Raw genomic sequence first — 12,224 nt, forward strand, 5'->3', positions numbered from 1 at the left:
GCCGCACACCGGCCCGGCGGCTGCTGCAGCGGGGCCTGCTGGCCCGCATCGACGCCCTCAACGTGGAGCTGCCCCGCGAGCTGGGACTGCACCTGCGCGGCGACCGGCCCTACGGCCCCCCGCGCCTGCGGCCCCAGCCTGCCGTGGCCGCCCACGCGCAGGGATCGGTCGACCGGCGCGCCGCCGGCGCGGCGCTGGAGAGCGTCGGCCGGCTCGGGGAGCTGCTGGCGCTCCTGGAGGAGGAGCCGGCCGGGCTGCTGCGCAGCGGCGGGGTCGGCGTGCGCGACCAGAAGCGGCTGGCCCGCGTGCTGCACGTCGGCGAGCCGGAGGCCGCCTGGCTGCTCGAGCTCGCCTACGCCGCCGGCCTGCTCGACGTGGGCGGTCCGCACCGCGACGAGTGGCTGCCGACCCGCGCCTACGACATCTGGCGCGAGCAGGACCTGGCCGACCGCTGGGCCGTGCTGGCCGACGGGTGGCTCTCCGGTGTCCGGCTGCCGTCCCTGGTGGGCCAGCGGGACGTCGCCGGCAAGTCCGTCAACCCGCTCTCCCCCGACCTGGTCCGGCACACCGCCCCGGCGATCCGCCGCTCGGCGCTGACCGTGCTCGCCGAGTACCCGCCCGGTTCCGGGCTGGCCCCCGACGACCTCGTCTCGCTCCTCCGGTGGCGCACCCCGCGGCGGGCGGACCGGCTGGCACCGGTGCCCGCGATGCTGGCCGAGGCGGCCCGGCTCGGAGTGCTCGTCGGTGGCGTCCTCTCCACGGCCGGCCGGGGGCTGCTCGCCCGCGGTGAGGACGGCGCCGCCGAGGGCATGCGGGGGCTGCTCCCCGAGCCGGTCGACCACGTGCTCGCCCAGCCCGACCTGTCGCTGATCGCCCCTGGACCGCTGGTCGCCGAGCTCGCCGACACCCTCTCGGTCGTCGCCGACGTGGAGTCCTCCGGCGGCGCGACGGTGTTCCGGGTGTCGGACTCGAGCGTGCGCCGCGCGCTCGACTCCGGCTGGTCGGCCGCGGACCTGCACGACTTCTTCGGCCGCGCGTCCCGCACGCCGGTTCCGCAGGCGCTGGACTACCTGATCGACGACGTGGCCCGGCAGCACGGGCGGCTGCGGGTGGGATCGATCGAGTCCTACGTCCGCTCCGACGACCACGGCCTGCTCTCCCAGGTGCTCAACGACCGCCGGGCCGCAGAGGCGGAGCTGCGGCGGCTGGCACCCGGGGTGCTGGTCAGCGGACTGGGCGCCGACGAGGTGCTCACGGTGCTCCGCGACGCGGGCTACGCCCCCGCCGGCGAGAACCCGGGCGGCGCCGTCCTCACCCGGCCGCCGGCCCGGCCGCGCGCAGCCGGCCGCCGGCCAGCCGAGCACTCGCCGGCACCGCGGCCTCTCACTGCGGAGGAGCTCGGCGCCACGCTTCGGCAGATGCGGGCCGGGGACGCCGCGCTGTCGGCCCGCCGGGGCGAGGCCGTCCGCCAGATCCCCGGCGTGACGACGGCCAGCACGCTCGAACTGCTCTCCCGCGCCGTCAGCGCCGGTCTGCCCGTCTGGCTGGGCTACGTCGACGCCCAGGGCAGCGGCAGCCAGCGCGTGGTGCGGCCGGTGTCCCTCGTGGGCGGGTTCCTGCAGGGCTACGACGAACGGCGCGGGGAGAACAGCACCTTCGCCGTCCACCGGATCACCTCGGTGGCCCTCGTCGAGGAGGACGTCGAGGGCGCCGGCCGGTCCGCCTGAGCCGGAACCCCCTGCCCAGGGCGGCGATTCGGTCGTACGTTGAGGGGCGCAACCGTTCCCGCGGAGGCGCATCCAGATGACCGAGCGAACGACCGTGGCCACGCGCCTGGCCTGTGCCCTGAGCACCGTCCTCGGCACGACGGAGTCACCCTGGCGACTGCGCGCCTGGGACGGGTCGGAGGCCGGCCCGCCCGGAGCACCGCCGCTCACCATCCGGACGCCGCAGGCCGTGCGCCGGCTGGCGTGGGCGCCCGGCGAGCTGGGCCTCGCGCGCGCCTACGTGGCCGGGGAGATCGAGATCGAGGGCGACCTCTTCGCGACGCTGGAGGTCCTGGACTCCGTCGGCCGGCTGTCCTCGACGGGCGCCTTCCAGCGCCCGAGAGCCGCCGACCGGCTGGCGCTCCTCCGGACCGCCGTGACGCTGGGTGCCGTCGGGCCCCCGCCCGCCCCGCCGCCGGAGGAGTTCGTCCGACCGCGCCGGGGCCGGCGGCACAGCCGGCGCCGCGACGCCGTCGCCGTGGCGCACCACTACGACGTGAGCAACGACTTCTACGAACTGGTCCTCGGCCCGACGATGGTCTACTCCTGCGCGGTCTGGGCCGACGAGGGCGCAGGGCTGGACGCCGCGCAGGAGGCCAAGATCGACCTCGTCTGCCGCAAGCTCGGCCTGCGGCCCGGGATGCGGTTGCTGGACGTCGGGTGCGGGTGGGGCAGCCTGGCGCTGCACGCGGCGCAGCGGTACGGCGTCGACGTCGTCGGCATCACGCTGTCGGCCCGGCAGGCCGACCTGGCGCGGCGCCGGGTGGCCGCCGCCGGGCTCGACGGCCGGATCACGGTCCGGGTGCAGGACTACCGCGAGGTCGCCGACGGCCCCTTCGACGCCATCAGCTCGATCGGCATGGCCGAGCACGTGGGGCGCGTCGCGCTGCCCGGCTACGCCACCGCACTCCACGACCTGCTGCGGCCCGGCGGCCGCCTGCTCAACCACGCCATCTCGTGGACCGCCGGCGCCACCAGGTGGGACGACGACACGTTCATCGCCCGCTACGTCTTCCCCGACGGCGAGGTGCTCCCCTTGGCGCTGACCGTCGCGGCCCTGGACGCCGCGGGCTTCGAACTGCTCGACGTGGAGGCGCTGCGCCGGCACTACGCCGTGACGCTGCGGGCGTGGGTGGAGCGGCTGGAGAAGCAGTGGGACGCGGCGGTGGACCTCACGAGCGAGGGCCGCGCCCGTGTGTGGCGGCTCTACATGGCGGCGTCCGCGCTGTCGTTCGAGGCGGGCAAGCTGGGCATCGAGCAGGTGCTGGTCCAGCGCCCGGGCGGCGACCCGCCCCCGTTGCGGCTGCGGCACTGGATCTGACGGGAAGGACCCGTCGCCCTCCGCGGTTACCGTGGGAGGTCCATTCGACCCTCCCCTCCCGCCCCCCGACGGAAGAGAACTCTTGAGCGACGGCCCGCTGATCGTCCAGTCGGACAAGACCCTGCTCCTCGAGGTCGACCACCCGCTGGCGAAGGAGTGCCGCGCGGCGATCGCGCCGTTCGCGGAGCTCGAGCGCTCCCCGGAGCACGTGCACACCTACCGGGTCACGCCCCTCGCACTGTGGAACGCCCGCGCCGCCGGCCACGACGCCGAGCAGGTCGTCGACGCGTTGGTGCGCTACTCGCGCTACCCGGTGCCGCACGCGCTGCTGGTCGACGTCGCCGACACGATGGACCGCTTCGGCCGGCTCACCCTGGCCAACAACCCGGTGCACGGTCTCGTGCTCACGACCTCCGACCGCGCGGTGCTGGAGGAGGTCATCCGCTCCAAGCGGGTCGCCCCGATGCTGGGCGCGCGGATCGACGGTGACTCGATCGTCGTCCACGCGTCCGAGCGCGGCCGCCTCAAGCAGGCGCTCCTGAAGGTGGGCTGGCCCGCGGAGGACCTGGCCGGCTACGTCGACGGCACCGCGCACCCGATCGAGCTCGACCAGTCGAACTGGCACCTGCGGGACTACCAGCAGGAGGCCGTCGAGGGGTTCTGGGCCGGCGGCTCGGGCGTCGTCGTCCTGCCCTGCGGTGCCGGGAAGACGCTGGTCGGCGCCGCGGCGATGGCCGAGGCGAAGGCGACCACGCTGATCCTGGTGACCAACACGGTCGCCGGACGGCAGTGGAAGCGCGAGCTGATCGCCCGCACCTCACTCACCGAGGAGGAGATCGGCGAGTACTCGGGTGAGCGCAAGGAGATCCGGCCGGTCACGATCGCCACGTACCAGGTCATCACGACCCGGCGGAAGGGCGAGTACCGCCACCTCGACCTCTTCGACGCCCAGGACTGGGGGCTGATCGTCTACGACGAGGTCCACCTGCTGCCGGCGCCGATCTTCCGGCTCACCGCCGACCTGCAGTCCCGGCGCCGGCTGGGCCTGACCGCCACGCTGGTCCGCGAGGACGGCCGTGAGGACGACGTCTTCTCGCTGATCGGCCCCAAGCGCTACGACGCCCCGTGGCGGGACATCGAGGCGCAGGGCTACATCGCGCCGGCCGAGTGCATCGAGGTGCGGGTCTCGCTCGACGACGAGGAGCGGATGACGTACGCGGTCGCCGAGCCGGAGGAGCGGTACCGGATCGCGGCGACGGCGCAGTCGAAGCTGCCGGTGATCCGGCGGGTGCTGGAACGGCACCCCGACGAGCCCTCGCTGGTGATCGGCGCCTACCTCGACCAGCTCGAGGAGCTCGGCCGCGCGCTCGACGCCCCGGTCATCCAGGGGTCGACGACGAACAAGGAGCGGGAGAAGCTCTTCGACCAGTTCCGCAACGGCGAGATCCGTGTGCTGGTCGTGTCGAAGGTCGCGAACTTCTCCATCGACCTGCCCGAGGCCGCCGTCGCCGTCCAGGTGTCGGGGACGTTCGGATCACGGCAGGAGGAGGCACAGCGGCTCGGCCGGGTGCTGCGGCCCAAGGCCGACGGACGGCAGGCGCACTTCTACACGGTGGTCAGCCGCGACACCCTCGACAGCGAGTACGCCGCCCACCGGCAGCGCTTCCTCGCCGAGCAGGGCTACGCGTACACGATCGTCGACGCCGCCGACCTCGCCGGGCCGGGTGAGGTCAACGGCCCCGACTGGGTGGACGAGCCGGCCGACTAGCCCGACAGCTGGTCGATCGTGCCGACGGGCACGATGCCGTCGGCCCGCGCCCGGACCCGCGGATCGACGCTGACGAAGAGGTCGGCCTGCAACCGCGTGACGGCGAGGTACTCGGCCGCGGAGGTGGAGTCGAAGCCGTGATCGCGGGCGATCGCCCAGGCGACCGCCCGGCTGACGCGGTCGCCGAGCAGGCGGACCTTCACGCTCGTCATGGCCTCGTGCCGGGCCAGGGCGTCGGTCTCCGCGAGCTCGCCGCGGCGGACGGCGTCGAACAGCAGGGCGAGCGCCTCCGAGCGCAGAAGTTGCGGGGCGACCAGCTGGTGACCGTCCGCCACGGGAACGCCCTCGGTCACGAGGTGCAGCAGGGTGGGGGCGTCGATCCCGAAGCGCGTCATGCGCTCAGAACGTAGCGGCGACCGGTGCCCGGAACGGCCCGTCGGGAACTGCGGGACGGCTGGGAGCGACGGGACCGGCGGTGCGTGACGTCCCGGTCCCTCACGGCATGAGGATCCCCACAGGGCCGCCCTCTTGACGCGGCGTTCTCGCAGGTCAGAGCGTCATCGGGCGCCCCTATACGTCGGCCGGGGCGGGGCGCGCGGGAGGCACCCGGTTGGGCGTGTTGCCCTCGCGGCAGCGAAGATGGGGTCGTCATGGGGAGTGCAATGCGAGCGGAGGCCGTGAGCCCGCAGACCACCGGCCGTCCACTCCGGGCCTGGCAGCAGGAGGCGCTCGAGCGCTACGAGGAGCACTCCCCCAAGGACTTCCTGGTCACCGCTACGCCGGGTGCCGGCAAGACGACCTTCGCCCTCACCCTGGCCGCGCGGCTGCTGCACCGACGCGAGGTCGCCCGCGTGGTCGTCGTCTGCCCGACCGACCACCTGCGCCTGCAGTGGGCCGACGCCGCCGACCGGATGGGGATCGTCCTCGACCCCGGCCTGACCAACGCCGTCGGGCCGGTCCGCGCCGGCACCCAGGGCTACGTGACCACCTACGCGCAGGTCGCCGGCAAGCCGATGCTGCACGCCGCACGCGCCACCGCCGTGAAGACGCTGGTGATCCTCGACGAGGTGCACCACGCCGGTGACGGCCTCTCGTGGGGCGAGGCGGTCGAGGAGGCCTTCGGGTTCGCCGCCCGCCGCCTGTGCCTGACCGGGACGCCGTTCCGCCAGCGCGACGTGCCGGTGTAGGCGGCGAACACGACGGGCCGGACGACGGAGTCGGCGAGCGCCTCCTTGTACCCGTAGGTGTAGTCGGCGCGGCTGACCAGGCCGATACCGCCCTCGCCGTCGTCGCCCTGGAAGCTGTCCTCCTCGTACCGGACGAAGGGGATGCGCTCGTCGGCCTTGGTGCGGAACGGCGTCCCGGTCAGGCACAGGCGGCGGGCGGCGAACCCGAAGGCCTCCTCGACCGCCTCGCCCCACGAGAGGCCGTCACCGGCGTGGTGCACCTCGTCGAGGATCACCAGCGTCTTCACGGCGGTGGCGCGTGCGGCGTGCAGCATCGGCTTGCCGGCGACCTGCGCGTAGGTGGTCACGTAGCCCTGGGTGCCGGCGCGGACCGGCCCGACGGCGTTGGTCAGGCCGGGGTCGAGGACGATCCCCATCCGGTCGGCGGCGTCGGCCCACTGCAGGCGCAGGTGGTCGGTCGGGCAGACGACGACCACGCGGGCGACCTCGCGTCGGTGCAGCAGCCGCGCGGCCAGGGTGAGGGCGAAGGTCGTCTTGCCGGCACCCGGCGTAGCGGTGACCAGGAAGTCCTTGGGGGAGTGCTCCTCGTAGCGCTCGAGCGCCTCCTGCTGCCAGGCCCGGAGTGGACGGCCGGTGGTCTGCGGGCTCACGGCCTCCGCTCGCATTGCACTCCCCATGACGACCCCATCTTCGCTGCCGCGAGGGCAACACGCCCAACCGGGTGCCTCCCGCGCGCCCCGCCCCGGCCGACGTATAGGGGCGCCCGATGACGCTCTGACCTGCGAGAACGCCGCGTCAAGAGGGCGGCCCTGTGGGGATCCTCATGCCGTGAGGGACCGGGACGTCACGCACCGCCGGTCCCGTCGCTCCCAGCCGTCCCGCAGTTCCCGACGGGCCGTTCCGGGCACCGGTCGCCGCTACGTTCTGAGCGCATGACGCGCTTCGGGATCGACGCCCCCACCCTGCTGCACCTCGTGACCGAGGGCGTTCCCGTGGCGGACGGTCACCAGCTGGTCGCCCCGCAACTTCTGCGCTCGGAGGCGCTCGCCCTGCTGTTCGACGCCGTCCGCCGCGGCGAGCTCGCGGAGACCGACGCCCTGGCCCGGCACGAGGCCATGACGAGCGTGAAGGTCCGCCTGCTCGGCGACCGCGTCAGCCGGGCGGTCGCCTGGGCGATCGCCCGCGATCACGGCTTCGACTCCACCTCCGCGGCCGAGTACCTCGCCGTCACGCGGTTGCAGGCCGACCTCTTCGTCAGCGTCGATCCGCGGGTCCGGGCGCGGGCCGACGGCATCGTGCCCGTCGGCACGATCGACCAGCTGTCGGGCTAGTCGGCCGGCTCGTCCACCCAGTCGGGGCCGTTGACCTCACCCGGCCCGGCGAGGTCGGCGGCGTCGACGATCGTGTACGCGTAGCCCTGCTCGGCGAGGAAGCGCTGCCGGTGGGCGGCGTACTCGCTGTCGAGGGTGTCGCGGCTGACCACCGTGTAGAAGTGCGCCTGCCGTCCGTCGGCCTTGGGCCGCAGCACCCGGCCGAGCCGCTGTGCCTCCTCCTGCCGTGATCCGAACGTCCCCGACACCTGGACGGCGACGGCGGCCTCGGGCAGGTCGATGGAGAAGTTCGCGACCTTCGACACGACCAGCACACGGATCTCGCCGTTGCGGAACTGGTCGAAGAGCTTCTCCCGCTCCTTGTTCGTCGTCGACCCCTGGATGACCGGGGCGTCGAGCGCGCGGCCGAGCTCCTCGAGCTGGTCGAGGTAGGCGCCGATCACCAGCGAGGGCTCGTCGGGGTGCCGTTCCAGCACCCGCCGGATCACCGGCAGCTTCGACTGCGCCGTCGCCGCGATCCGGTACCGCTCCTCCGGCTCGGCGACCGCGTACGTCATCCGCTCCTCGTCGTCGAGCGAGACCCGCACCTCGATGCACTCGGCCGGCGCGATGTAGCCCTGCGCCTCGATGTCCCGCCACGGGGCGTCGTAGCGCTTGGGGCCGATCAGCGAGAAGACGTCGTCCTCACGGCCGTCCTCGCGGACCAGCGTGGCGGTCAGGCCCAGCCGGCGCCGGGACTGCAGGTCGGCGGTGAGCCGGAAGATCGGCGCCGGCAGCAGGTGGACCTCGTCGTAGACGATCAGCCCCCAGTCCTGGGCGTCGAAGAGGTCGAGGTGGCGGTACTCGCCCTTCCGCCGGGTCGTGATGACCTGGTACGTGGCGATCGTGACCGGCCGGATCTCCTTGCGCTCACCCGAGTACTCGCCGATCTCCTCCTCGGTGAGTGAGGTGCGGGCGATCAGCTCGCGCTTCCACTGCCGTCCGGCGACCGTGTTGGTCACCAGGATCAGCGTGGTCGCCTTCGCCTCGGCCATCGCCGCGGCGCCGACCAGCGTCTTCCCGGCACCGCAGGGCAGGACGACGACGCCCGAGCCGCCGGCCCAGAACCCCTCGACGGCCTCCTGCTGGTAGTCCCGCAGGTGCCAGTTCGACTGGTCGAGCTCGATCGGGTGCGCGGTGCCGTCGACGTAGCCGGCCAGGTCCTCCGCGGGCCAGCCCACCTTCAGGAGCGCCTGCTTGAGGCGGCCGCGCTCGGACGCGTGGACGACGATCGAGTCACCGTCGATCCGCGCGCCCAGCATCGGGGCGACCCGCTTGGAGCGGATGACCTCCTCCAGCACCGCGCGGTCGGAGGTCGTGAGCACGAGACCGTGCACCGGGTTGTTGGCCAGGGTGAGCCGGCCGAAGCGGTCCATCGTGTCGGCGACGTCGACCAGCAGCGCGTGCGGCACCGGGTAGCGCGAGTAGCGCACCAACGCGTCGACGACCTGCTCGGCGTCGTGGCCGGCGGCGCGGGCGTTCCACAGTGCGAGGGGCGTGACCCGGTAGGTGTGCACGTGCTCCGGGGAGCGCTCGAGCTCCGCGAACGGCGCGATCGCCGCGCGGCACTCCTTCGCCAGCGGGTGGTCGACCTCGAGGAGCAGGGTCTTGTCCGACTGGACGATCAGCGGGCCGTCGCTCAAGAGTTCTCTTCCGTCGGGGGGCGGGAGGGGAGGGTCGAATGGACCTCCCACGGTAACCGCGGAGGGCGACGGGTCCTTCCCGTCAGATCCAGTGCCGCAGCCGCAACGGGGGCGGGTCGCCGCCCGGGCGCTGGACCAGCACCTGCTCGATGCCCAGCTTGCCCGCCTCGAACGACAGCGCGGACGCCGCCATGTAGAGCCGCCACACACGGGCGCGGCCCTCGCTCGTGAGGTCCACCGCCGCGTCCCACTGCTTCTCCAGCCGCTCCACCCACGCCCGCAGCGTCACGGCGTAGTGCCGGCGCAGCGCCTCCACGTCGAGCAGTTCGAAGCCCGCGGCGTCCAGGGCCGCGACGGTCAGCGCCAAGGGGAGCACCTCGCCGTCGGGGAAGACGTAGCGGGCGATGAACGTGTCGTCGTCCCACCTGGTGGCGCCGGCGGTCCACGAGATGGCGTGGTTGAGCAGGCGGCCGCCGGGCCGCAGCAGGTCGTGGAGTGCGGTGGCGTAGCCGGGCAGCGCGACGCGCCCCACGTGCTCGGCCATGCCGATCGAGCTGATGGCGTCGAAGGGGCCGTCGGCGACCTCGCGGTAGTCCTGCACCCGGACCGTGATCCGGCCGTCGAGCCCGGCGGCGGCCACCCGGCGCCGCGCCAGGTCGGCCTGCCGGGCCGACAGCGTGATGCCGACGACGTCGACGCCGTACCGCTGCGCCGCGTGCAGCGCCAGGCTGCCCCACCCGCACCCGACGTCCAGCAACCGCATCCCGGGCCGCAGGCCGAGCTTGCGGCAGACGAGGTCGATCTTGGCCTCCTGCGCGGCGTCCAGCCCTGCGCCCTCGTCGGCCCAGACCGCGCAGGAGTAGACCATCGTCGGGCCGAGGACCAGTTCGTAGAAGTCGTTGCTCACGTCGTAGTGGTGCGCCACGGCGACGGCGTCGCGGCGCCGGCTGTGCCGCCGGCCCCGGCGCGGTCGGACGAACTCCTCCGGCGGCGGGGCGGGCGGGGGCCCGACGGCACCCAGCGTCACGGCGGTCCGGAGGAGCGCCAGCCGGTCGGCGGCTCTCGGGCGCTGGAAGGCGCCCGTCGAGGACAGCCGGCCGACGGAGTCCAGGACCTCCAGCGTCGCGAAGAGGTCGCCCTCGATCTCGATCTCCCCGGCCACGTAGGCGCGCGCGAGGCCCAGCTCGCCGGGCGCCCACGCCAGCCGGCGCACGGCCTGCGGCGTCCGGATGGTGAGCGGCGGTGCTCCGGGCGGGCCGGCCTCCGACCCGTCCCAGGCGCGCAGTCGCCAGGGTGACTCCGTCGTGCCGAGGACGGTGCTCAGGGCACAGGCCAGGCGCGTGGCCACGGTCGTTCGCTCGGTCATCTGGATGCGCCTCCGCGGGAACGGTTGCGCCCCTCAACGTACGACCGAATCGCCGCCCTGGGCAGGGGGTTCCGGCTCAGGCGGACCGGCCGGCGCCCTCGACGTCCTCCTCGACGAGGGCCACCGAGGTGATCCGGTGGACGGCGAAGGTGCTGTTCTCCCCGCGCCGTTCGTCGTAGCCCTGCAGGAACCCGCCCACGAGGGACACCGGCCGCACCACGCGCTGGCTGCCGCTGCCCTGGGCGTCGACGTAGCCCAGCCAGACGGGCAGACCGGCGCTGACGGCGCGGGAGAGCAGTTCGAGCGTGCTGGCCGTCGTCACGCCGGGGATCTGGCGGACGGCCTCGCCCCGGCGGGCCGACAGCGCGGCGTCCCCGGCCCGCATCTGCCGAAGCGTGGCGCCGAGCTCCTCCGCAGTGAGAGGCCGCGGTGCCGGCGAGTGCTCGGCTGGCCGGCGGCCGGCTGCGCGCGGCCGGGCCGGCGGCCGGGTGAGGACGGCGCCGCCCGGGTTCTCGCCGGCGGGGGCGTAGCCCGCGTCGCGGAGCACCGTGAGCACCTCGTCGGCGCCCAGTCCGCTGACCAGCACCCCGGGTGCCAGCCGCCGCAGCTCCGCCTCTGCGGCCCGGCGGTCGTTGAGCACCTGGGAGAGCAGGCCGTGGTCGTCGGAGCGGACGTAGGACTCGATCGATCCCACCCGCAGCCGCCCGTGCTGCCGGGCCACGTCGTCGATCAGGTAGTCCAGCGCCTGCGGAACCGGCGTGCGGGACGCGCGGCCGAAGAAGTCGTGCAGGTCCGCGGCCGACCAGCCGGAGTCGAGCGCGCGGCGCACGCTCGAGTCCGACACCCGGAACACCGTCGCGCCGCCGGAGGACTCCACGTCGGCGACGACCGAGAGGGTGTCGGCGAGCTCGGCGACCAGCGGTCCAGGGGCGATCAGCGACAGGTCGGGCTGGGCGAGCACGTGGTCGACCGGCTCGGGGAGCAGCCCCCGCATGCCCTCGGCGGCGCCGTCCTCACCGCGGGCGAGCAGCCCCCGGCCGGCCGTGGAGAGGACGCCACCGACGAGCACTCCGAGCCGGGCCGCCTCGGCCAGCATCGCGGGCACCGGTGCCAGCCGGTCCGCCCGCCGCGGGGTGCGCCACCGGAGGAGCGAGACGAGGTCGTCGGGGGCCAGCCCGGAACCGGGCGGGTACTCGGCGAGCACGGTCAGCGCCGAGCGGCGGATCGCCGGGGCGGTGTGCCGGACCAGGTCGGGGGAGAGCGGGTTGACGGACTTGCCGGCGACGTCCCGCTGGCCCACCAGGGACGGCAGCCGGACACCGGAGAGCCACCCGTCGGCCAGCACGGCCCAGCGGTCGGCCAGGTCCTGCTCGCGCCAGATGTCGTAGGCGCGGGTCGGCAGCCACTCGTCGCGGTGCGGACCGCCCACGTCGAGCAGGCCGGCGGCGTAGGCGAGCTCGAGCAGCCAGGCGGCCTCCGGCTCGCCGACGTGCAGCACGCGGGCCAGCCGCTTCTGGTCGCGCACGCCGACCCCGCCGCTGCGCAGCAGCCCGGCCGGCTCCTCCTCCAGGAGCGCCAGCAGCTCCCCGAGCCGGCCGACGCTCTCCAGCGCCGCGCCGGCGGCGCGCCGGTCGACCGATCCCTGCGCGTGGGCGGCCACGGCAGGCTGGGGCCGCAGGCGCGGGGGGCCGTAGGGCCGGTCGCCGCGCAGGTGCAGTCCCAGCTCGCGGGGCAGCTCCACGTTGAGGGCGTCGATGCGGGCCAGCAGGCCCCGCTGCAGCAGCCGCCGGGCCGGTGTGCGGC

The 12,224-nt window shown here is 74.4% G+C and carries 9 protein-coding genes and 1 pseudogene; 5 read left to right on the forward strand and 5 right to left on the reverse strand.

From position 1 onward, the window contains the following. From E4P40_RS22220 to E4P40_RS22230, 3 genes are all read left to right on the forward strand, one after another. A partial coding sequence (locus tag E4P40_RS22220; protein ID WP_135160591.1) for a helicase C-terminal domain-containing protein occupies nucleotides 1-1,727 on the forward strand: 1,727 nt, incomplete at its 5' end. A gap of 76 nt (nucleotides 1,728-1,803) precedes the next feature. Beyond that, nucleotides 1,804-3,087: a cyclopropane-fatty-acyl-phospholipid synthase family protein gene (locus tag E4P40_RS22225; RefSeq protein ID WP_135160592.1), complete on the forward strand. Its 1,284-nt coding sequence runs from the start codon at nucleotides 1,804-1,806 to the stop codon at nucleotides 3,085-3,087. A gap of 82 nt (nucleotides 3,088-3,169) precedes the next feature. Continuing rightward, nucleotides 3,170-4,855 carry a DNA repair helicase XPB gene (locus tag E4P40_RS22230; protein ID WP_135160593.1) on the forward strand — a complete coding sequence of 562 codons (1,686 nt, stop codon included), beginning with the start codon at nucleotides 3,170-3,172 and terminating at the stop codon, nucleotides 4,853-4,855. Here E4P40_RS22230 and E4P40_RS22235 read toward each other — a convergent pair. Beyond that, a complete protein-coding gene (locus tag E4P40_RS22235) occupies nucleotides 4,852-5,250 on the reverse strand; it encodes a hypothetical protein (RefSeq protein ID WP_135160594.1) in 399 nt (132 codons plus the stop codon). The genes E4P40_RS22230 and E4P40_RS22235 overlap by 4 nt on opposite strands. 282 nt (nucleotides 5,251-5,532) lie before the next feature. Here E4P40_RS22235 and E4P40_RS22240 point away from each other — a divergent pair, with 282 nt between their 5' ends. Further along, nucleotides 5,533-6,042: a DEAD/DEAH box helicase family protein gene (locus E4P40_RS22240; RefSeq protein ID WP_245160509.1), complete on the forward strand. Its 510-nt coding sequence runs from the start codon at nucleotides 5,533-5,535 to the stop codon at nucleotides 6,040-6,042. An 11-nt stretch (nucleotides 6,043-6,053) separates the two neighbouring features. Here E4P40_RS22240 and E4P40_RS29110 read toward each other — a convergent pair. Next, a pseudogene (locus E4P40_RS29110) lies at nucleotides 6,054-6,719 on the reverse strand (DEAD/DEAH box helicase family protein); the annotation flags it as partial. Between the two features lie 255 nt (nucleotides 6,720-6,974). Here E4P40_RS29110 and E4P40_RS22250 point away from each other — a divergent pair. Then, nucleotides 6,975-7,373 (forward strand): hypothetical protein, encoded by a 399-nt coding sequence (locus E4P40_RS22250; RefSeq protein WP_135160594.1) that lies wholly within the window; start codon nucleotides 6,975-6,977, stop codon nucleotides 7,371-7,373. Here E4P40_RS22250 and E4P40_RS22255 read toward each other — a convergent pair. The 3 genes from E4P40_RS22255 to E4P40_RS22265 form a co-directional block, all read right to left on the reverse strand. After that, a complete protein-coding gene (locus E4P40_RS22255; RefSeq protein ID WP_135160593.1) occupies nucleotides 7,370-9,055 on the reverse strand; it encodes a DNA repair helicase XPB in 1,686 nt (561 codons plus the stop codon). The two genes, E4P40_RS22250 and E4P40_RS22255, sit on opposite strands and share 4 nt — an antisense overlap. An 82-nt stretch (nucleotides 9,056-9,137) precedes the next feature. Continuing rightward, nucleotides 9,138-10,421 (reverse strand): cyclopropane-fatty-acyl-phospholipid synthase family protein, encoded by a 1,284-nt coding sequence (locus E4P40_RS22260; RefSeq protein WP_135160592.1) that lies wholly within the window; start codon nucleotides 10,419-10,421, stop codon nucleotides 9,138-9,140. Nucleotides 10,422-10,497: 76 nt separating this feature from the next. Next, nucleotides 10,498-12,224: helicase C-terminal domain-containing protein (locus tag E4P40_RS22265; RefSeq protein ID WP_135160591.1), on the reverse strand; the 1,727-nt coding region annotated here is incomplete at its 5' end.

Source organism: Blastococcus sp. CT_GayMR20, assembly GCF_004570345.1.

What these genes read in the sequence shown, in the direction of transcription:
- E4P40_RS22225 (WP_135160592.1), top strand. Translation starts at nt 1,804, where the DNA reads ATGACCGAGCGAACGACCGTGGCCACGCGCCTGGCCTGTGCCCTGAGC.
- E4P40_RS22235 (WP_135160594.1), bottom strand. Translation starts at nt 5,250, where the DNA reads ATGACGCGCTTCGGGATCGACGCCCCCACCCTGCTGCACCTCGTGACC.
- E4P40_RS22250 (WP_135160594.1), top strand. Translation starts at nt 6,975, where the DNA reads ATGACGCGCTTCGGGATCGACGCCCCCACCCTGCTGCACCTCGTGACC.
- E4P40_RS22260 (WP_135160592.1), bottom strand. Translation starts at nt 10,421, where the DNA reads ATGACCGAGCGAACGACCGTGGCCACGCGCCTGGCCTGTGCCCTGAGC.